Below are 21832 nucleotides of genomic sequence, written 5' to 3' on the forward strand. Positions count from 1 at the left end.
CTGTTCGGGCTTTTTTTTGGGTTCCAGGTTAATACTGAGATAAACGCATTACTCGGTACCGCTCTTTTCCGCTTTTCCAGCTAACTGCGCAAGGAAGTCGTAGCGTTTTTGCAGATCGGCTGCGGCGTCTTTCCAGAGCTGTTCTGCGACTTCCGGCTGTTGGGCGTTCAGGCGACGGAAGCGCTGCTCGTTAAGCAATGTTTCGGCCAGGGCGTCAGACGGTGGGCGAGAGTCCAGCGCCAGCGGCAGCTTACCTTCATCTGCTCGACGTGGATCAAAGCGGTACAGCGGCCAGAACCCGGTTGCCGTGAGCTGACGCATCTGATCATGGCTTAGTGCGAGATCGTAACCATGCTCTTCACATGGGCTATACGCGATAATCAGCGACGGACCTGGATAGGCCTCCGCTTCCTGGATAGCTTTCACCGTCTGGTTCAACTGCGCGCCCAGAGAGATTTGTGCAACATATACGTGCCCGTACATCATCATACTGACGCCAAGATCTTTGCGAGCTTTGCGTTTGCCATGCTCACCAAATTTAGTGACGGCCCCGAGCGGCGTAGCTTTCGACGCTTGTCCGCCTGTATTGGAGTAACACTGGGTATCCAGTACCAGAATATTGACGTTCTCGGTCAGGCTCAGGACGTGATCCAGTCCCCCAAAACCAATATCGTAAGCCCAGCCATCACCGCCAATCAGCCAGATAGATTTCTCGACCAGCGCATCGGCATCGGTTAACAACTGCTGTGCGCCGTCGACATCTTTCAGGTGCTGGCGCAGTGCTGCAACTTGCTCACGGCGCACCTCTGGCGTAGCTTCAGCGTGCAGGGCGTCATTCAGTTCAGCCGGAATGTTATCAGCAAACTGTTCCACTAAACGCATGACGCGTACACGGTGCTGATCCACCGTCAGGCGGAAGCCCAGCCCAAACTCGGCGTTATCCTCAAACAGGGAGTTTGCCCACGCAGGCCCGCGACCATTGGCGTCGGTGGTATAAGGCGTTGAGGGCAGGTTACCGCCATAAATTGATGAACAGCCGGTCGCATTGGCGATCAGCATGCGGTCGCCGTACAACTGCGTAAGCAATTTGATATACGGCGTTTCACCACAGCCAGAGCAGGCCCCAGAGTACTCAAACAGCGGTGTTATCAACTGCGAGGTACGAATATCAATGCGTTCCAGTTTAGTGCGATCGATTTCCGGCAGATTGAGGAAGTAGTCATAGTTAACTTTTTCTTCTTCCACGTGCTCAAGGCGCGACATCATATTGATGGCCTTGATCTCCGGGTTCTGGCGATCTTTCGCCGGGCATACTTCGACGCACAGATTACACCCGGTGCAATCCTCTGGCGCAACCTGCAGGACATATTTCTGACCGCGCATATCGCGTGATTTCACATCCAGAGAATGCAGACTGGCAGGGGCATTTTCCATCGCTTCTGGTGAAACCACTTTGGCGCGGATAGCCGAGTGCGGGCAGGCAGCTACGCAGTGGTTACACTGGGTACACAGCTCTTCTTTCCAGATGGGGATCTCTTCAGCGATATTGCGTTTTTCCCAACGCGTGGTGCCCATCGGCCAGGTGCCGTCTGGCGGCAGCGCTGAAACGGGGAGAGCATCGCCCAGACCGGCGAGCATTGCCGCGGTGACGGTTTTCACGAAATCAGGTGCGGCATCAGAAACCACCGGTGGGCGATTAGCGCTATGTGAGTCAACCGGCTGAAGCGCCACTTCGGCGACGGATTCACGCGCCAGGGCCAGCGCCTGCCAGTTACGTTCAACCAGATCCTGTCCTTTACTGCTATAGCTTTTCGCAATCGCACCCTGCAATTCAGCCAGAGCGCTGTCGCCTGGTAAGATTTGCGTCAGATGGAAGAACGCCATCTGCATAACGGTGTTAATACGTGCAGCCAGACCGCACTCGCGGGCGATTTTGGCCGCATTAATCACGTAGAAACGCGCTTTCTTCTGATTCAGAACAGCCTGAACTTCCTGCGGCAGACGTGTCCAGACTTCATCCACACTGTACGGGGTATTAAGCAGGAATATACCGCCAGGTTTCAGGCGCTCAGCCATCTGATACTTATCGATAAATTGCAACTGGTGACAACCAACAAAATCGGCTTGCGACACCAGATACGCTGAGCGAATAGGTTGTTCACTAACGCGCAGGTGAGAAACCGTCAGACCGCCTGCTTTTTTCGAGTCATAGACGAAATAACCCTGCGCATACCACGGCGTAGAGTTACCGATAATCTTGATGTTGTTTTTGGTGGCCGACACGCTACCGTCACTGCCCAGCCCGTAAAACAGTGCCTCGAGCTTCGCGGTACCGGGCAGGGTGTTTTCCGGTAACGGTAGCGACAGGTTGGTGACATCATCATAGATACCGACCGTAAAGCGAGATTTCGGCTTCGCGCTACTCAGCTCATTAAAGACCGCCATGACGCAGTCCGGGCCAAACTCTTTAGAACAAAGTCCATAACGCCCGCCAATCACGCGCGGCAGCGTTTCTCGTTCGCCGCAGTTAAAGGCTTCCGCCAGCGCGGTCATTACATCCAGATACAACGGTTCAGCTTGCGCGCCGGGCTCTTTGGTGCGATCCAGGACGGCGATGCTCCGTACCGTTTCCGGCAGGGCGCGCAGTAAATGTTTGGCAGAGAATGGGCGGAACAGGCGCACTTTCAGAACGCCAACTTTCTCGCCGCGTGCCAGCAGCTCTTCGACGACTTCTTCACTGGTTCCAATCGCCGAGCCCATCAAAATAATGACGCGTTCTGCCTGCGGATGACCGTAGTATTCAAATGGCTGGTACTGACGGCCCGTCGCAGCAGCGAAATCGTTCATCGCCTGTTCTACGTGATCGTAAACCGCGTTGTACCACGGGTTTGTTGCTTCGCGTGACTGGAAGTAGGTGTCCGGGTTCGCAGACGTACCGCGAATAACCGGATGCTCCGGGTTGAGCGCGCGCGCGCGATGAGCATCGATTTCCGCCTGCGGCATCAGCCCGAGGATTGTGTCATCGGCCAGCGGCACTATTTTATTAATTTCATGCGATGTGCGAAAACCATCAAAGAAATGAATAAACGGGACCCGGCTTTTCAGGGTGGCCATTTGCGAAATTAGCGCAAAGTCTTGTGCTTCCTGAACGCTGCTGGCGCATAGCAGTGCGCATCCCGTCTGGCGCACCGCCATCACGTCGGAATGATCGCCAAAGATGGATAATGCGTGAGTGGCAATCGTACGCGCCGCAACGTGCAGCACAAACGGAGTCAACTGACCGGCCAGTTTGTACAGCGTCGGGATCATCAGCAACAGGCCCTGCGATGAAGTAAACGACGTAGAGAGCGCACCGGTCTGCAACGCGCCGTGAACGGTCGCTATCGCACCGCCTTCCGACTGCATTTCTACGACACGAGGGGTATCCCCCCACACGTTTTTAAGCCCGTTCCCGGCCCAGGCATCCGCCTGTTCAGCCATCGTCGAACTGGGCGTAATCGGGTAGATGGCGATAACCTCGCTGGTACGAAATGCGACCGAAGCAACCGCACCATTACCGTCAATTGTGATCATACTGACACCCTTACATTGCGCAAAAAAAGGGACACGCGTAACAGCGGCGAATCCTGTAGTTATCCTTTTAGTTTAGCAAAAGCGCTAAAGACAGATTTTCGCTTTTGTGTCCCTCGAATAAACAGAATGAATGGTTTGATCAAAGGAGCAGCCAAAAAATTGCCAGAAAATGTAAACAGTGCGCATAAATGCGCATATTGCCTCTCGACGGCGGTGTTTCCGCTGCCTATTATTTATGGCTGTGTCGTTTGGTTAATATTCAGAGGGGAGTAAGATGCGCGCAGCGTTTTGGGTAGGGTGTGCCGCGTTATTATTATCGGCTTGTAGTAGTGAACCTGTTCAGCAGGCAACCGCCGCGCATGTCGCACCGGGGATGAAGGCCGCAATGTCCAGTTCTGGAGAAGCTAATTGCGCCATGATTGGTGGTTCGCTCTCCGTTGCCCGTCAGCTTGATGGTTCAGCTATCGGAATGTGTGCGTTACCCAACGGCAAACGCTGTAGTGAGCAGTCGCTTGCCGCCGGAAGCTGTGGCAACTATTAAGCCACCGCGTTTCCTACATTAAATCCGCGAGTTTATACGTCAGCGTTTGTTCTGCTGTCGCCAGTGTTAACTGGTTAGCAGTCAGATCGACCTGTGCGCCTTGCTTAAACATGTCGCTGACGATCCCGTCGAGCGCGTTAAGCTGTGGATCGGCGCACATCATGCGGGTCATCGCCATATCTTTAACCTTCAACTCGCCGTCGGACAGTTTGCCCTGACCGTGGAATTGATTACACATCTTTCCCGATACCGTCATGTTTTCGCCAAAACTCAATTCGGGTGGGTTATTAGCGACGGTGACGGCTTTACCATTCACGCTCTGCAAAACGAAGCGGTGATGCTGCAACTGTTCGCGATTGACGGAAACTTTTCCATTGCTCACACAGCCAGCCATCAGCATGCTGAGCGCAACCAACGTGACAACTTTTTTCATTCAATTTCTCTACGTTTGTGACGGGAATACATTCAATATAATAATGATACTGAAGATTTTAGCATCGGTGATTATCTGAAAATGCCCCCCTGAATCCAGGGGAGCACAGGGATTAGAAGAGGGCGTTTGGACAGGTTTCGCCTTGAGAGATCTGTGCCAGATTTTGCAGCGTGGTCTCAGAAATGCTGGTCAATGCTTCGGCAGTCAGGAACGCCTGGTGACCGGTGAACAGCACGTTATGACAGGCCGACAGGCGGCGGAACACATCATCCTGAATCACGTCATTGGATTTATCTTCAAAGAATAGGTCGCGTTCGTTTTCATACACGTCCATACCCAGAGAACCAATTTTCTGGTTTTTCAGCGCATCGATAGCGGCTTGTGAATCGATCAATGCCCCGCGGCTGGTGTTAATAACCATCACGCCATTTTTCATTTGCTCAAAGGCTTCGTGATTGAGCAGGTGATAATTCTCCGGCGTTAACGGACAGTGCAGGGAGATGACATCGGACTCCGCGAACAGCGTTTTAAGATCGACATATTCAACGCCTAACTCCAGTGCGGCAGCGCTTGGGTAAGGATCAAACGCCAGCAGGCGCATCCCAAAACCTTTCAGGATCCGCAGTGCCGCAATCCCAATCTTACCGGTACCGATCACCCCAGCTGTTTTGCCATACATGGTAAAGCCGGTCAGCCCCTCAAGAGAGAAGTTGGCATCACGAGTACGCTGATAGGCGCGGTGAATACGGCGATTCAACGTCATCATCATGCCAATCGCATGTTCAGCGACGGCTTCCGGTGAATAGGCTGGCACACGGACGACCTGCAGGCCGAGCTCTTTTGCCGCGTCGAGATCGACGTTATTGAAGCCGGCGCAACGCAGCGCAATATATTTCACGCCATGTTTTTTCAGCTCTTCCAGAACCGGGCGGCTGCCATCGTCGTTGACGAAGATACAGACGGCTTCACAGCCATGGGCTGTTTTGGCTGTTTTCTCCGTCAGCAGAAAGTCAAAGAATTCAAGTTCAAAACCAAAAGCCTCGTTAACCTGCTGCAGATACTTCTTGTCGTACTGTTTTGTACTATAGATGGCGAGTTTCATAAGACTTTCTCCAGTGATTTTGACGTCACATTAATCCAATTCAAATTATTTTACAAAATCTAAAAAGTTATTGATAGTCATAGGCGTAATGAATAATTTCAGCGCATCTGTTGTTAGTGTGGGCAGGTTACTCAATTTCAACAACTGGATATTTTTCCGTCCAACTCAATACCCGTAATCGATGCAGGTAAAAAGCCAGCCGAATCACATCCAGACAGCTACGCTTATACAGGTAGCAAATATCGGGAGGGGTCATGTTAACTCACTCTGAAGCAAAGCGATGGGCCACCTTAATGCTTAAGGCGGCATTATGTGATGGTATGAAACCTGAGGAGATTTCCCGGCAGGTACATCTGGTCTGCGATCATCATGGTAGGGAGTGCCTCGAAGAGCTCATTGAGGAAATTCTGATAGAAGCTGGTCGTTTAGGACCTAAACATAGCGATGGAGAACTGAGGCCTCATTGAGTCTGAGTTCTTTATATTCCCGACGGCACGTGTAACAGCGTGCCATATAAAATTATGCATTATCTTATTGAAATAATTATTATTTTATTGATTCCCGTTGATTAATAAATAGTGCATATACTTCATGGGAATTTATTCTTAATGTGGGCATATCCTGTTAAACATGCCACAATACTGGCCTAAACCGGCTTAAATTTTCGCTAAATCAGGATATTAACTACCCATGAAGGGTAAATATAAAGCCGCTCTGGCACTTCTCTTATTATTGATTCTCGTGCCGCTGACGTTGGTCATGACGCTTGGCCTGTGGGTTCCTACGCTGGTGGGCGTTTGGTTACCTGTTGGCACGCGCATCGCGCTGGATGAGAGCCCACGGCTGACACGGCATGGGCTGCATATTCCGGAACTCCGTTATCTGGTCGATGATTGCCCGCTAGCGCGCATTACTCAGGCCGATCTTTCCCATCCCAGCCGCTGGTTGCTCAATGTCGGGACTATTGAGCTGGATTCCGCTTGCCTGGCTAAATTACCGCAGACAGAAGCGTCTCCGGCAGCGCCCAAAACGCTGGCTGAATGGCAATCGATGCTGCCCAATACTTGGATTAACATCGACAAAGTTATTCTCTCCCCCTGGCAGGAGTGGCAGGGAAAACTGTCTCTTTCGCTAACGCCATCGACCCAGCAACTGCGCTACCAGGGTGAAAAAGTGAAATTCCAGGGGCGTCTGCACGGGCAAAATCTCACGGTAAATGAGCTGGATATAGCCGCGTTTGAAGGGCAACCGCCGGTAAAACTGGTTGGTGAATTTACTATGCCGCTGGTTCCTGATGGACTACCGGTGAGCGGTCATGCGGTTGCTACTCTGAGCTTGCCGCAGGAGCCCTCACTGGTGGACGCCGAACTGGAGTGGCAAGAAAACAGCGGACAACTGATCGTCATGGCGCGGGATAATGCCGATCCGTTGCTCGATCTTCCGTGGGAAATAACCCGTCAGCAATTAACCATCAGCGACGGTCGCTGGAACTGGCCTTATCAGGGATTCCCGCTCAGCGGGCGGTTGGGCATGAAAGTTGAAAACTGGCAGGCTGGGCTGGAAAATGCGGTGGTGAGCGGGCGTCTGAACATACTGACCCAAGGCGATGCAGGTAAAGGAAACGCCGTATTAACGCTGGGGCCGGGTAAGCTGGGTGTGGATAGTAGCGACATGCCGTTACAGTTGATAGGCGAGGCGAAACAGGGTGACCTGATCTTTTACGCCAAATTACCCGCCAGACTCACCGGAAGCCTGAACGACCCGCAGCTGGCTTTCGAGCCAGGAGCGCTGCTGCGTTCGCGTGGACGGGTGATTGACTCGCTGGATATTGACGAAATTCGCTGGCCGCTGGCGGGCGTAAAAGTAACGCAGCGCGGCGTAGATGGCCGTCTGCAGGCTATATTGCGCGCGCATGAAAACCAGATGGGCGGTTTTGAATTGCATCTGGATGGTCTGGCAAATGATTTTCTCCCTGACGCGGGTCGCTGGCAGTGGCGGTACTGGGGCAAAGGCAGCTTTACGCCAATGCATGCGCGTTGGGACGTGGCGGGTAAGGGCGAATGGCATGACAACACCCTGAAGCTTTTTGATCTCTCCACCGGATTTGACCACCTGCAATACGGCACCATGAAGGTAGAAACCCCACGCCTGGTGATGGACGAGCCGATCATCTGGGTACGGGATGCCAACAAACCGACTTTTAGCGGCGCGCTGTCGCTGGACGCAGGGAACACCACTTTTACCGGGGGGAGCGTGTTACCGCCGTCAACCCTGAAGTTCAGCGTGGAAGGCACCGACCCGACGATTTTCCAGTTTAAAGGCCAGCTTCACGCGGGCGCGATAGGTCCAGTACAGGTAAATGGCCGTTGGGACGGGATCCGCCTGCGCGGACAGGCCTGGTGGCCAAAACAATCGCTCACCGTATTCCAACCGCTCATCCCACCAGACTGGAAAATGAAGCTACGTGAAGGTGAACTGTATGCGCAGGTTGCGTTTTCGGCTGCCCCGGAACAGGGCTTTGAAGCGGGCGGCCATGGGGTATTAAAAGGCGGTAGCGCCTGGATGCCCGATAACCAAATTAATGGCGTCGATTTTGTGTTGCCTTTCCGGTTTAGTGAAGGCGCATGGCAACTGGGTACGCGTGGACCTATTTCACTGCGTATTGCGGAAGTGGTGAATCAGGTGACGGTGAAAAATATCGCCGCCGATCTACAGGGGGCGTATCCCTGGAGTGAAGACAATCCGTTACTGTTAAGCGATGTCAGCGCCGAACTGCTGGGGGGCAAAGTCATCATGCAACAACTGCGGATGCCGCAGCACGATCCGGCATTATTACGGGTGCAAAATATCTCTTCCAGCGAGCTTATCAGCGCGGTTAATCCCAAGCAATTCGCCATGTCTGGCCCGGTCAGCGGTGCGTTGCCGTTATGGCTGGATAACGAAAAGTGGATCATTAAAGACGGTTGGCTGACCAACCCGGGGCCTATGACGCTGCGTATTGATAAAGACACGGCGGATGCCGTCGTCAAAGATAATATGGCAGCTGGTGCGGCCATTAACTGGCTGCGTTATATGGAAATAAGCCATTCCTGGACGAAAATAAATTTGGATAATCTCGGTGTCTTAACCATGCAGGCAACCGTAACTGGCAATAGCCGGGTGGATGGCAAAGTGGGGACGGTTAATTTGAATTACACCCATGAGGAAAACGTCTTTACGCTATGGCGTAGTTTGCGTTTTGGCGACAATTTACAGGCATGGCTTGAACAAAATGCAGCGCTGCCGGAATCCCATTGCCTGGAAGGCAAGGAATGTGAGGAACAACAATGAAAACGATAGCTGCCATGCTGGGTCTGCTGGCTTCATCTCTGCTGATCGGCTGCACACCCAGAATCGAAGTGGCTGCGCCTAAAGAGCCGATCACTATTAATATGAACGTCAAAATCGAGCATGAGATCCATATCAAAGTCGATAAAGACGTTGAGAGCTTATTAAAATCGCGCAGCGATTTGTTCTGAGGTCACGATGAAAAAACAGCTTGCAGTGATCCTGGTGGCATTGAGTTTATTCAGTGGCAATGGGTGGGCATTGACCTTGAATGAAGCCAGAACCCAGGGGCGGGTGGGCGAAACGCTTAATGGTTATCTGGTGGCATTGCAAACCGACGCCGAAACGCAGGCGCTAGTGAGTGAGATTAATAAAGCACGCAGCGCCAGCTATCAACAACTGGCTGAGAGCAATAACATTCCTCCAGATGAAGTGGCGAAAATGGCCGGACAAAAGCTGGTCGCTCGGGCTAAACCAGGGGAGTACGTCCAGGGCATCAATGGTAAGTGGTTGAGAAAATAATAAATTTTCTCTGCACACAACCAGAGAGGCACGACGCTGACTTATTCATCGACATCGCAATAGTTGCCACACGGCATCAAACTGAGGCTGATATAGTTCAACACCGGTCGCGTTGCGGAGTGAAATCATGTGGCTTTTCAAGTGGTATGTCTGGAATCGTTGGATATTCAAGCTGTTAAGCCGGGATGTTGCCGAGCCAGAACAATTTTTGCTGCATTGCTGGGAAGAGAATCTGGCGAAGTGCAGAGATTATGCAACCATCTGGCGTGATATTAACCGCATTCACGGCAAACAGGTGCAGGTAAAGAAGTAAATGCTGGAGAAACCCTCCCACCGGATGGTGAGAGGGTGAATTATCAGGCAGCGACGACGCTGTCGATAGCGGCTTTCGCATCGGACTGCGCTTTGGACGCCACTTCCGGGCCGTACGCAATGCCTTCAGCAAAGACGACGTTCACGTCGGTGATGCCGATAAAGCCCAGGAATACGTTCAGATACGGCGTGATCAGGTCGGTCGGCGTATCTTTATGGATACCACCACGGCTGGTCAACACGACTGCGCGTTTACCCGTCACCAGACCTTCCGGACCTTTCTCGGTATAACGGAAAGTCACACCTGCACGGGCAATCAGATCGAAATAGTTTTTCAGCTGGGTTGGGATGTTGAAGTTATACATCGGCGCGGCGATAACAATCACATCATGCGCTTTCAGCTCAGCAATCAGCTCATCGGACAACGCCAGCGCTTCCTGCTGACGCGGTGTCAGCGGTGCATCGCTCGGGCGCAGCGCACCCACCAGTTCGCCATCCAGTACCGGAACAGGATTTGCAGCCAGGTCACGGACGGTGATTTCATCAGCGGAGTGCTTTTCACGCCACTGTTCAACAAAATAATCAGACAACTGACCAGACTGAGAGTACCCTGCCAGAATACTGGATTTAAGAACTAATACCTTGCTCATGGGTGTTTCCTTTTATGTGTTTGAAGGGGGTGTGCCCCGTTGCTTGTTGACACTTTATTCACAATCCTGTCGCAGTGATAGCGCAATATATCGAATCCTATGTTCGAAATTATTGAACAACACATGAAAAGCGCTGATGTGGTACTCTATACCTATCATCTAAAAGAGATTTAACCCGGCAGAGCACTGCCTTTTAACGCTATGACAGAACAACATAAATTAACCTTCAACATGTTGCAGCAACAGCTGGATTCACTGATGCTGCGTGACAGACAGCGTTTTGCCCGCCGCCTGCAGGGCGTGAAGAAGGTTAAAAATCCTGATGCACAACAGACCATTTACCAGGAGATGGCAAAAGAGATTGATCAGGCTGCAGGTAAAGTTGTGCTGCGTGAAGCCGCGCGTCCGGTCATCAGCTACCCGGAAAACCTGCCCGTCAGTCAGAAAAAACAGGATATTCTGGAAGCGATCCGCGATAACCAGGTGGTTATTGTCGCCGGGGAAACGGGGTCAGGGAAAACCACTCAGTTACCCAAAATCTGTATGGAGCTCGGGCGCGGGGTAAAAGGGCTGATCGGCCATACCCAGCCGCGTCGTCTGGCGGCGCGTACCGTGGCGAACCGTATTGCAGAAGAGCTGCAAACCGAGCCGGGCGGTTGTATCGGTTATAAAGTCCGTTTTAGCGATCATGTCAGCGACAACACCATGGTTAAGCTGATGACGGACGGTATCCTGCTGGCGGAAATCCAGCAGGATCGGCTACTGATGCAGTACGACACCATCATCATCGATGAAGCGCATGAGCGCAGCCTGAATATCGATTTTCTGCTCGGCTATCTGAAAGAGCTTCTGCCGCGCCGTCCGGATCTAAAAATTATCATCACTTCGGCAACCATCGATCCGGAGCGTTTTTCAAAGCATTTCAATAATGCACCGATTATCGAAGTCTCTGGTCGAACCTATCCGGTGGAAGTTCGCTATCGTCCAATTGTTGAAGACGCAGATGACACCGAGCGTGACCAATTGCAGGCAATTTTTGATGCCGTAGATGAGTTAGGCCGTGAAAGTCAGGGCGACATTTTGATCTTCATGAGCGGCGAGCGCGAAATCCGCGATACCGCCGATGCGCTGAATAAGCTGGATTTGCGCCATACCGAAGTGCTACCGCTTTATGCGCGTCTTTCCAACAGCGAGCAGAACCGTGTGTTCCAGTCGCACAGCGGTCGCCGTATCGTGCTGGCGACCAACGTGGCGGAAACCTCGCTGACCGTTCCGGGGATCAAGTATGTGATTGATCCGGGTACTGCGCGTATCAGCCGTTACAGTTACCGCACCAAAGTTCAGCGCTTGCCGATTGAACCGGTGTCGCAGGCCTCTGCCAACCAGCGTAAAGGCCGTTGCGGTCGTGTTTCGGAGGGGATCTGTATTCGTCTGTATTCCGAAGACGATTTCCTGTCGCGCCCGGAGTTTACCGACCCGGAGATCCTGCGTACCAACCTGGCGTCCGTTATTTTGCAGATGACCGCCTTGGGGCTGGGCGATATCGCGGCGTTTCCGTTTGTTGAAGCGCCGGATAAACGTAACATTCAGGACGGTGTACGCCTGCTCGAAGAACTGGGGGCGATAACCACCGACGAACAGACAACCGCTTACAAACTGACGCCATTGGGCCGTCAGCTCTCGCAACTGCCGGTGGATCCACGCCTGGCTCGCATGGTGCTGGAAGCGCAAAAACATGGCTGCGTACGTGAGGCGATGATTATCACCTCGGCGCTGTCTATTCAGGATCCGCGCGAGCGCCCGACGGACAAGCAGCAGGCCTCCGACGAGAAGCATCGCCGTTTCCACGACAAAGAGTCTGATTTCCTCGCATTTGTGAATCTGTGGAACTATCTCGGCGAGCAGCAGAAAGCGCTGTCGTCAAACCAGTTCCGTCGTCAGTGCAAACTTGATTTTCTGAACTACCTGCGCGTGCGTGAATGGCAGGATATCTACACGCAACTGCGTCAGGTGGTGAAAGAGTTAGGGATTCCTGTTAACAGCGAACCCGCTGAATACAGAGAGATCCACGTCGCGTTGCTGACCGGTTTACTGTCACATATCGGGATGAAAGATGCCGATAAACAGGAATTTACCGGGGCGCGTAACGCTCGCTTCTCGATCTTCCCAGGCTCTGGTCTATTTAAAAAACCGCCGAAGTGGACGATGGTAGCGGAGCTGGTGGAAACCAGCCGCCTGTGGGGACGTATTGCTGCACGCATCGATCCTGAGTGGGTCGAACCGGTTGCCCAGCATCTGATCAAACGTTCATACAGTGAACCGCACTGGGAACGTGCGCAGGGCGCGGTGATGGCAACAGAAAAGGTTACCGTCTACGGTTTACCGATTGTTGCAGCCCGTAAGGTGAACTACAGCCAGATCGATCCCGCGTTGTCGCGTGAACTGTTCATCCGCCATGCTCTGGTGGAAGGCGACTGGCAAACGCGCCATGCGTTTTTCCGTGACAATTTGAAGTTACGCGCAGAGGTGGAAGAGTTAGAGCACAAATCGCGCCGTCGCGACATTCTGGTTGATGATGAGACGCTATTTGAGTTTTACGACCAACGCATCAGCCATGATGTGGTCTCCGCGCGTCACTTTGACAGCTGGTGGAAAAAGATCAGCCGTGAAACGCCGGATCTGCTCAACTTTGAAAAGAGCATGCTCATCAAAGAGGGCGCGGAAAAAATCAGTAAGCTGGATTACCCGAACTTCTGGCATCAGGGCAATCTCAAACTACGGTTAAGTTACCAGTTCGAACCCGGAGCCGATGCGGACGGTGTGACCGTACATATTCCGCTCCCGCTGCTCAATCAGATCGAAGAGAGCGGTTTTGAATGGCAAATTCCGGGGCTGCGCCGTGAACTGGTTATCGCCCTGATTAAGTCTCTGCCGAAACCGGTACGACGCAACTTTGTGCCCGCGCCGAACTATGCGGAAGCGTTTTTAGGCCGCGTCACGCCGCTGGAACTGCCGCTGCTCGACTCGCTGGAGCGTGAACTGCGCCGCATGACCGGCGTGACCGTTGACCGTGAAGACTGGCATTGGGATCAGGTGCCCGATCACCTAAAAATCACCTTCCGGGTAGTGGATGATAAGAACAAAAAGCTGCAGGAAGGACGTTCGCTGCAGGATCTGAAAGACGCATTGAAGGGTAAAGTTCAGGAAACATTGTCTGCGGTGGCGGATGACGGTATCGAACAGAGCGGGTTGCACATCTGGAGCTTCGGTCAGCTTCCGGAGAGTTACGAGCAAAAACGCGGCAACTATAAGGTAAAAGCCTGGCCAGCGCTGGTGGATGAGCGTGACAGCGTTGCCATCAAACTGTTTGATAACCCGCTGGAGCAACAGCAGGCGATGTGGTGCGGTTTACGCCGCCTGTTGTTGCTGAATATTCCTTCACCAATCAAATATTTGCATGAAAAACTGCCCAACAAAGCCAAGCTGGGGCTGTATTTTAACCCGTACGGTAAAGTGCTGGATTTGATTGACGACTGTATATCCTGTGGTGTGGATCAACTGATCGACGCCAACGGTGGTCCGGTGTGGACCGAAGAAGGCTTTGCGGCGCTGCATGAAAAAGTGCGGGCTGAACTGAACGATACGGTGGTGGATATTGCTAAGCAGGTCGAACAAATTCTGACCGCGGTGTTTAATATCAACAAACGTCTGAAAGGGCGCGTGGATATGACCATGGCGCTGGGGCTTGCGGATATCAAATCGCAGATGGGCGGGCTGGTGTACCGTGGATTTGTTACCGGCAATGGTTTCAAGCGTCTGGGCGATACGCTGCGTTATTTGCAGGCTATCGAAAAGCGTCTGGAAAAACTGGCTATCGACCCGCATCGTGACCGTGCGCAGATGCTGAAAGTGGATAGCGTGCAGCAGGCCTGGCAGCAGTGGTTCAATAAACTGCCTCCCGCTCGCCGTGAAGATGACGATGTCAAAGAGATCCGCTGGATGATAGAAGAGCTGCGCGTCAGCTATTTTGCCCAGCAGCTTGGTACGCCGTATCCGATTTCCGATAAACGTATTTTGCAGGCGATGGAGCAGATTTCGGGATAAATCGGTACCAGACAGCATACCGGGTAAGGTGACGTCACCGCCCGGTATGCAACCCGATAAAGTATTAAGATCAGGAGTCATGAGTATGAGCCAGTTTCCGACACTTTCCGCAACCACGCTTGCGGCGATCAATACCGTAGGGCGATGGTTGGCGCAGAATGATTTTACGGGGAATATCACCGTTCAGTCAGATTGCGTGATTCTGGCAGGGAACGCGGTTATTCCGACCATCGACGCCGCTTGCCGGATCGCGAAAGAGCAACAGGTTCCCTTGTTGATTAGCGGTGGCATCGGTCACTCCACACGATTTCTGTATGACGCGATTGCAGAGCATCCTCGTTACAACATCATTCGTACCACCGGGCGCGCGGAAGCGGCGATCCTTGCCGATATCGCACATCAGTTCTGGCAAATCCCAGGTGAGAAGATTTGGGTGGAAGACCAGTCAACAAACTGCGGTGAGAATGCCCGTTTTAGCTGTGCATTATTGAATCAGGCGACGGAAAGTATTCATACCGTCATTGTGGTACAGGATCCCACTATGCAACGTCGCACGATGGCAACCTTTCAGCGCGTAACCCGCGATGAGCCGCATGCGCCGCGCTGGTTGAGTTTCCCTGGATTCATCCCTGAGCTGGCCCAACAGCAAGACGGCGTGGATTTTGTGCCAGCAGCAGAAGGTTTGTGGTCAGTGGATCGCTATCTGTCTCTCATAACCGGTGAACTTCCTCGCCTGCGTGATGATGCCACCGGTTATGGGCCTTGTGGCCGTGATTTCATCGCCCATGTTGATATTCCTCAGAACGTTGAGCAAGCCTGGCAGCAGTTGCAAAATGACATCGTGCTGACTGACTTACTGGAGAGCCGCTCTCTGTAATTCCTGTTGCCCGTTTGTCGGCGTTTTGCGGCAAACGGGCAAAAATCACACCTGTTTTTTCCCTTCATCATCACTTTGCCAGACGCTTTTATGAAGCCGCTCACAGAACAGCCACTCCAGCCATAATACGACCTGCATGATTGATATTAATTAACAATAGTTTTACTTGTTAAAAACAAATCAATCACAGGAGAGCCGCATGTCAGTACCCGTACAACATCCTATGTATATCGATGGGCAGTTTGTGACCTGGCACGATGATGCCTGGATTGATGTCGTCAATCCTGCCACGGAAGAGGTGATCTCGCGTATTCCCGATGGACGTGCCGAGGATGCGTGTAAAGCGATCGATGCTGCACAGCGCGCTCAGCCGCAATGGGAAGCGCTGCCCGCCATTGAACGGGCGAACTGGTTACGCAAAATTTCTGCGGGTATCCGTCAGCGAGCCAGTGAAATCAGCGCGCTGATTGTGGCGGAGGGTGGAAAAATACAGCAACTGGCTGAGGTCGAAGTCTCGTTTACCGCCGACTATATCGATTATATGGCGGAGTGGGCGCGTCGCTATGAAGGCGAGATCCTGCAAAGCGATCGTCCGGGCGAGAATATTCTGCTGTTTAAGCGCGCTTTGGGCGTGACTACGGGCATTCTGCCGTGGAACTTTCCATTTTTCCTGATTGCCCGCAAACTGGCTCCCGCACTGTTGACGGGTAATACCATTGTCATTAAGCCGAGTGAATTTACACCGAATAACGCCATCGCCTTTGCCAAAATTGTTGATGATATTGGCTTGCCGCGCGGCGTATTTAATCTGGTGCTGGGACGTGGTGAAACGGTCGGTCAGGCGCTGGCCGCAAACCCGAAGGTGGCCATGGTGAGCATGACCGGTAGCGTCGGGGCGGGTGAGAAAATTATGGCTGCGGCGGCTAAAAATATCACCAAAGTTTGTCTGGAGTTGGGCGGCAAGGCCCCGGCTATCGTGATGGATGATGCCGATCTTGAACTGGCCGTAAAGGCAATTGTTGACTCGCGGGTGATCAACACCGGACAGGTATGCAACTGTGCCGAGCGCGTGTACGTTCAGAAAGGTATTTATGACCAATTCGTCAATCGTCTGGGCGAGGCGATGAAAGCCGTGCAGTTTGGCAATCCGGCTGAGCGCAATGATATTGCGATGGGGCCGCTGATTAACGCCGCTGCGCTGGAGCGTGTAGAGCAGAAAGTTGCACGAGCGGTGCAGGAAGGCGCCAGAGTGGTGCTGGGCGGTAAGGCCGTTTCCGGCAAAGGGTATTACTATCCTCCGACGTTACTGTTAGACGTGCGCCAGGAGATGGCGATTATGCACGAGGAGACGTTTGGTCCGGTGCTACCGGTGGTAGCGTTTGATACGCTGGAACAGGCGCTGACGATGGCCAATGACAGCGATTACGGTCTGACCTCATCGATCTATACGCAGAATCTGAATACGGCGATGAAAGCGATTAAAGGGCTGAAGTTTGGCGAAACCTATATTAATCGTGAAAACTTCGAGGCGATGCAGGGCTTTCATGCTGGCTGGCGCAAGTCCGGGATTGGCGGGGCTGACGGTAAACACGGTCTGAACGAATATCTGCAAACGCAGGTGGTGTATCTGCAGTCCTAAGTTTTCGCCGGGTGAGCCTGTACGCCACCCGGCGCAATTCTCACACTTTGCTGGCGATCCATAAGAATAAGCCGGGTGAGCAAAAGTTAATGAATTTTTAACAAAAGCCCGTTATGGTGACGCATTATTGTTTTTATTCAGGAAGTGTTATGGGGAATAAGTATTCTGGCCTGCAAATTGGCATTCACTGGCTGGTCTTTTTGTTGGTCATTGTGGCCTACAGCGCTATGGAGTTTCGCGGATTTTTCCCGCGCAGCTATCGTCCCTTATTTAACATGGTGCACGTATCCTGTGGCATCACTATTTTAACGCTGATGGTGGCGCGTCTGCTGGTCAGGCTAAAATATCCGGCACCGCCGATTATGCCAAAACCGAAGCCGATGATGACCGGAATGGCGCATCTGGGGCATCTGGTTATTTATCTGCTGTTTATTGTTCTGCCGATTATTGGACTGGTGATGATGTACAACCGGGGTAACCCGTGGATTGCATTCGGCATTGTTATGCCGCATGCGGCAGAGGCCAATTTTGATGTAGTGGATATGCTGAAGTCCTGGCACGTGACGCTGGCAAATCTGGGCTATTTTGTTATTGCTCTGCATGCCGCTGCGGCCCTGATGCACCACTATTTCTGGAAGGACAATACGCTGCTGCGCATGATGCCGCGAAAACGCTCCTGATGTAATGCCCCGCAAATGCGGGGTATTTTTTTAGCCGATTATTTTTCCAGACATCATAAAAACTTACCGACAAGATGGTTAAACAACGTCCAGTTCATCACACTCGCTACTTGATTGCTGCTCTTATTAAAACTACTGTATATAAATACAGTAAATGAGAGGCAGATTATTATGTTGTTTTTCCAGCCTGCGGAACGCCGCGAAATTAAACACTTTCCGTTATTTAGCGATCTTGTGCCCTGCGGTTTTCCATCTCCTGCACAGGACTACGTTGAGAAACGTATCGACCTCAATGACCTGCTGGTACGGCATCCCAGCGCAACCTATTTTGTTAAATCATCTGGCGACTCTATGAGGGGAGCAGGGATCGGCGAGGGTGATTTACTGATTGTCGACAGCGCCAGAAAACCTGCCCATGGAGACATCGTTATTGCCGCCGTTGAGGGCGAATTCACCGTTAAACGCCTGCAATTACATCCGGTTGTGATGCTGAAGCCAGAGAACAGCGCCTACGCGCCGATCATGATTAGCAGCGAGGACACGTTGGATATATTTGGCGTGGTGACATTTATCATTAAAGCTGCGGGCTGATGATGTTTGCACTGGTGGATGTTAACGCGTTTTATGCCAGTTGTGAGTCGGCATTCCGGCCTGATCTGAAAGGGAAGCCCGTTGTCGTTCTTTCAAATAACGATGGTTGCGTTATTGCCAGCAGCGTAGAGGCAAAGGCGCTTGGCGTTAATATGGGCGCTCCGTACTTCAAACAGAAAGATTTGTTCAGGCGCTATGGCGTGTTCTGTTTTAGTTCGAACTACGAACTGTATGCGGATATGAGCAGCAGGGTGATGTCGATTCTGGAGGAGTTATCGCCACGCGTGGAGATATACAGTATTGATGAAGCCTTTTGTGATTTAACGGGCGTGCGAAACTGCAGGGATCTTACGGATTTTGGTCAGGAAATCAGAGCAACCATTTTGCAGAAAACACGTCTCACGGTTGGGGTCGGCATCGCTCAGACCAAAACCCTGGCCAAACTGGCGAACCATGCGGCCAAAAAGTGGCAGGAACAGACGGGCGGAGTCGTGGATCTCTCAAATATTGAACGCCAGCGTAAGCTGATGGCAGCACTCCCGGTTGATGAAGTCTGGGGCATCGGACGCCGTATCGGCAAAAAACTGGACGTCATGGGCATTAAAACGGTTCTCGACCTGGCGGATACCGATATTCGCTTCATTCGTAAACATTTCAGCGTCGTGCTTGAGCGAACCGTCCGGGAATTGCGCGGTGAGCCTTGTCTGGCGCTGGAAGAGTTTGCGCCGGATAAGCAGGAAATTATCTGCTCAAGATCGTTTGGTGAAAAACTCACGGATTACAACGCCATGAGAGAGGCCATTTGCACCTATGCTTCACGTGCTGCGGAAAAGCTGCGCAGAGAACACCAGTACTGCCGGTTTATCTCTACGTTTATCAAAACCAGTCCGTTTGTCCTGAATGAACCTTATTACGGTAACAGCGCATCGATAAAACTGCTGACGCCAACTCAGGATAGCCGGGACATTATTACAGCAGCCACGCGCAGCCTGGACGCCGTTTGGCGAGAGGGGCTACGTTATCAAAAAGCGGGCGTTATGCTGGGGGATTTTTTTAGCTCTGGCGTTGCACAGCTGAATCTTTTTGATAATAACGCCCCGCGGCGTAACAGCGATAAATTGATGGACCTACTGGATACTCTTAATGCTGAAAAGGGGAAAGGAACGCTCTACTTTGCTGGGCAAGGGATACAGCAGCCGTGGGCGATGAAGCGAGACATGCTTTCACCACGTTATACAACGAGATACAGTGATTTGCTGCGGGTAAATTGATAGTCAAACAAGGCTTCCGCCCACCTTATTTATACCGGATCAATTATCCTTTCAATGACAGGACGTTGTAAATTGCCAACGATTCCATAACCTTGGATACCTTTCCAGCGCGGCTAAATTAGCGCTCCTTTAATACTTCGATAAGAGACAAAGTTGATATGCAAAAAGTTGGATTGTTGTGAACTCAGGAGTAGGATTATTTCTATCTGATAGAACCAGTTATCGAACTGGCTTATACGAGTTGTTTGTTTTTCACTTACGAAAAGGTGGTGCTGGTAATGAGTACATTCATCATTCGTTTATTATTTTTTTCTCTCTTATGCGGTTCTTTCTCAATACATGCTGAAGAGCAGAACGGTATGAAACTTGAGCGGGTTGTGATAGTGAGTCGTCATGGAGTAAGAGCACCTACGAAGTTCACTCCAATAATGAAAGATGTCACACCCGATCAATGGCCACAATGGGATGTGCCGTTAGGATGGCTAACGCCTCGTGGGGGAGAACTTGTTTCTGAATTAGGTCAGTATCAACGTTTATGGTTCACGAGCAAAGGTCTGTTGAATAATCAAACGTGCCCATCTCCAGGGCAGGTTGCTGTTATTGCAGACACGGATCAACGCACCCGTAAAACGGGTGAGGCGTTTCTGGCTGGGTTAGCACCAAAATGTCAAATTCAAGTGCATTATCAGAAGGATGAAGAAAAAACTGATCCTCTTTTTAATCCGGTAAAAATGGGGACATGTTCGTTTAACACATTGAAGGTTAAAAACGCTATTCTGGAACGGGCCGGAGGAAATATTGAACTGTATACCCAACGCTATCAATCTTCATTTCGGACCCTGGAAAATGTTTTAAATTTCTCACAATCGGAGACATGTAAGACTACAGAGAAGTCTACGAAATGCACATTACCAGAGGCTTTACCGTCTGAACTTAAGGTAACGCCTGACAATGTATCATTACCTGGTGCCTGGAGTCTTTCTTCCACGCTGACTGAGATATTTCTGTTGCAAGAGGCCCAGGGAATGCCACAGGTAGCCTGGGGGCGTATTACGGGAGAAAAAGAATGGAGAGATTTGTTAAGTCTGCATAACGCTCAGTTTGATCTTTTGCAAAGAACTCCAGAAGTTGCCCGTAGTAGAGCCACACCATTACTCGATATGATAGACACTGCATTATTGACAAATGGTACAACAGAAAACAGGTATGGCATAAAATTACCCGTATCTCTGTTGTTTATTGCTGGTCATGATACCAATCTTGCAAATTTAAGCGGGGCTTTAGATCTTAACTGGTCGCTACCCGGTCAACCCGATAATACCCCTCCTGGTGGGGAGCTTGTATTCGAAAAGTGGAAAAGAACCAGTGATAATACGGATTGGGTTCAGGTTTCATTTGTTTATCAGACGCTGAGAGATATGAGGGATATACAACCGTTGTCGTTAGAAAAACCTGCCGGCAAAGTTGATTTAAAATTAATTGCATGTGAAGAGAAAAATATTCAGGGAATGTGTTCGTTAAAAAGTTTTTCCAGGCTCATTAAAGAAATTCGCGTGCCAGAGTGTGCAGTTACGGAATAAGTAACTAATTATTATATATATAGCGTATTAAAAAATAGAACCCCCCGGTTTGTAGTCGGGGGTATTCGTATTGTTCATAATTACATGAGTCTTCAACTGACTGCTCTTTGCGAGTGACAATCCAGTTACGCTGCTCCAGAAAAAATCCGGACTGTTCAGCGATGCAGAATACATCGAAAAGCGCTCGGTGTTGCGGCTCTAAAACCGCTTAAAACGGTGATATGTCTAAATGTGCTGTTTGTGCAACGTATTAAATAATAACAAGTTATTTATTTTACAATTAGTTAAAAAGACTGATAGTATACCCCCCTATAGTATTTGGAGGGCGTATGCCGCATTCACCCGAAGATAAAAAACGCATTCTCACCCGTGTACGCCGTATTCGCGGTCAGGTTGATGCGCTTGAGCGCGCGCTGGAGTCCGGCGAGCCGTGTTTGGCTATCCTGCAACAAATTGCCGCCGTGCGCGGCGCATCCAATGGCCTGATGGGCGAAATGGTTGAGATCCACCTGAAAGACGAACTGGTCAGCGGGGAAACAACCCCAGACCAGCGTGCCGTGCGCATGGCTGAAATCGGCCATCTTCTGCGTGCTTATCTAAAATAACACCATCACCTCGCAATAATGGGAA

The 21832-nt window shown here is 51.3% G+C and carries 17 protein-coding genes; 13 read left to right on the forward strand and 4 right to left on the reverse strand.

Annotated elements, in window-relative coordinates; translation table 11 throughout:
• Nucleotides 1-48 precede the first annotated feature (48 nt).
• On the reverse strand, nt 49-3573 hold the full coding sequence (gene nifJ, locus HV229_RS11890; protein WP_181547621.1) for a pyruvate:ferredoxin (flavodoxin) oxidoreductase: 3525 nt from the start codon (nt 3571-3573) through the stop codon (nt 49-51).
• Nucleotides 3574-3847: 274 nt separating this feature from the next.
• Between nifJ and HV229_RS11895 the strand changes: the two genes are divergently transcribed.
• On the forward strand, nt 3848-4114 hold the full coding sequence (locus HV229_RS11895) for a DUF333 domain-containing protein (RefSeq protein WP_003020360.1): 267 nt from the start codon (nt 3848-3850) through the stop codon (nt 4112-4114).
• A 13-nt stretch (nt 4115-4127) separates the two neighbouring features.
• Here HV229_RS11895 and hslJ read toward each other — a convergent pair whose 3' ends face one another.
• A complete protein-coding gene (hslJ, locus tag HV229_RS11900; RefSeq protein ID WP_181547623.1) occupies nt 4128-4547 on the reverse strand; it encodes a heat shock protein HslJ in 420 nt (139 codons plus the stop codon).
• Nucleotides 4548-4659: 112 nt separating this feature from the next.
• A complete protein-coding gene (locus HV229_RS11905) occupies nt 4660-5649 on the reverse strand; it encodes a 2-hydroxyacid dehydrogenase (protein WP_181547625.1) in 990 nt (329 codons plus the stop codon).
• A 690-nt stretch (nt 5650-6339) separates the two neighbouring features.
• Here HV229_RS11905 and HV229_RS11910 point away from each other — a divergent pair.
• The 4 genes from HV229_RS11910 to HV229_RS11925 all read left to right on the forward strand — a co-directional run bounded on the left by HV229_RS11910 (nt 6340) and on the right by HV229_RS11925 (nt 9811).
• Complete coding sequence (locus tag HV229_RS11910) at nt 6340-8979, forward strand: YdbH family protein (protein WP_181547627.1); 2640 nt, start codon at nt 6340-6342, stop codon at nt 8977-8979.
• Complete coding sequence (locus tag HV229_RS11915) at nt 8976-9167, forward strand: YnbE family lipoprotein (RefSeq protein ID WP_016156612.1); 192 nt, start codon at nt 8976-8978, stop codon at nt 9165-9167. Before HV229_RS11910 ends, HV229_RS11915 begins: the two co-directional genes overlap by 4 nt.
• A gap of 7 nt (nt 9168-9174) precedes the next feature.
• On the forward strand, nt 9175-9498 hold the full coding sequence (locus HV229_RS11920; RefSeq protein ID WP_019076847.1) for a YdbL family protein: 324 nt from the start codon (nt 9175-9177) through the stop codon (nt 9496-9498).
• 127 nt (nt 9499-9625) lie between these two features.
• Nucleotides 9626-9811 carry a hypothetical protein gene (locus tag HV229_RS11925; RefSeq protein WP_016153181.1) on the forward strand — a complete coding sequence of 62 codons (186 nt, stop codon included), beginning with the start codon at nt 9626-9628 and terminating at the stop codon, nt 9809-9811.
• Between the two features lie 43 nt (nt 9812-9854).
• Here HV229_RS11925 and azoR read toward each other — a convergent pair whose 3' ends face one another.
• Complete coding sequence (azoR, locus tag HV229_RS11930; protein ID WP_006684422.1) at nt 9855-10460, reverse strand: FMN-dependent NADH-azoreductase; 606 nt, start codon at nt 10458-10460, stop codon at nt 9855-9857.
• A 201-nt stretch (nt 10461-10661) separates the two neighbouring features.
• Here azoR and hrpA point away from each other — a divergent pair, with 201 nt between their 5' ends.
• The 8 genes from hrpA (at nt 10662) to HV229_RS11970 (ending at nt 21807) form a co-directional block, all read left to right on the forward strand.
• Nucleotides 10662-14564: an ATP-dependent RNA helicase HrpA gene (gene hrpA, locus HV229_RS11935; RefSeq protein ID WP_181547629.1), complete on the forward strand. Its 3903-nt coding sequence runs from the start codon at nt 10662-10664 to the stop codon at nt 14562-14564.
• Nucleotides 14565-14649: 85 nt separating this feature from the next.
• Complete coding sequence (locus HV229_RS11940; protein ID WP_047417340.1) at nt 14650-15441, forward strand: YdcF family protein; 792 nt, start codon at nt 14650-14652, stop codon at nt 15439-15441.
• Nucleotides 15442-15640: 199 nt separating this feature from the next.
• The gene (gene aldA / locus HV229_RS11945) at nt 15641-17080 is read left to right on the forward strand and encodes an aldehyde dehydrogenase (RefSeq protein ID WP_016153178.1); all 1440 of its coding nucleotides are present in this window, start codon (nt 15641-15643) and stop codon (nt 17078-17080) included.
• A 149-nt stretch (nt 17081-17229) separates the two neighbouring features.
• Entirely contained in the window at nt 17230-17760 is a 531-nt protein-coding gene (gene cybB, locus HV229_RS11950; RefSeq protein ID WP_104652040.1) for a cytochrome b561, read from the forward strand.
• Between the two features lie 171 nt (nt 17761-17931).
• Nucleotides 17932-18351, forward strand: a complete 420-nt coding sequence (locus HV229_RS11955; RefSeq protein ID WP_016153176.1) for a translesion error-prone DNA polymerase V autoproteolytic subunit — start codon at nt 17932-17934, stop codon at nt 18349-18351.
• Nucleotides 18352-18353: 2 nt separating this feature from the next.
• On the forward strand, nt 18354-19622 hold the full coding sequence (locus HV229_RS11960) for a Y-family DNA polymerase (RefSeq protein WP_181547705.1): 1269 nt from the start codon (nt 18354-18356) through the stop codon (nt 19620-19622).
• Nucleotides 19623-19900: 278 nt separating this feature from the next.
• Nucleotides 19901-21202 (forward strand): AppA family phytase/histidine-type acid phosphatase, encoded by a 1302-nt coding sequence (locus tag HV229_RS11965; RefSeq protein WP_181547631.1) that lies wholly within the window; start codon nt 19901-19903, stop codon nt 21200-21202.
• Between the two features lie 329 nt (nt 21203-21531).
• A complete protein-coding gene (locus HV229_RS11970; protein ID WP_003833178.1) occupies nt 21532-21807 on the forward strand; it encodes a metal/formaldehyde-sensitive transcriptional repressor in 276 nt (91 codons plus the stop codon).
• The last annotated feature ends 25 nt before the right edge of the window (nt 21808-21832 follow it).

Origin of the sequence: Citrobacter sp. RHBSTW-00524, from assembly GCF_013747755.1 — a bacterium.
GTDB lineage: Bacteria > Pseudomonadota > Gammaproteobacteria > Enterobacterales > Enterobacteriaceae > Citrobacter > Citrobacter braakii.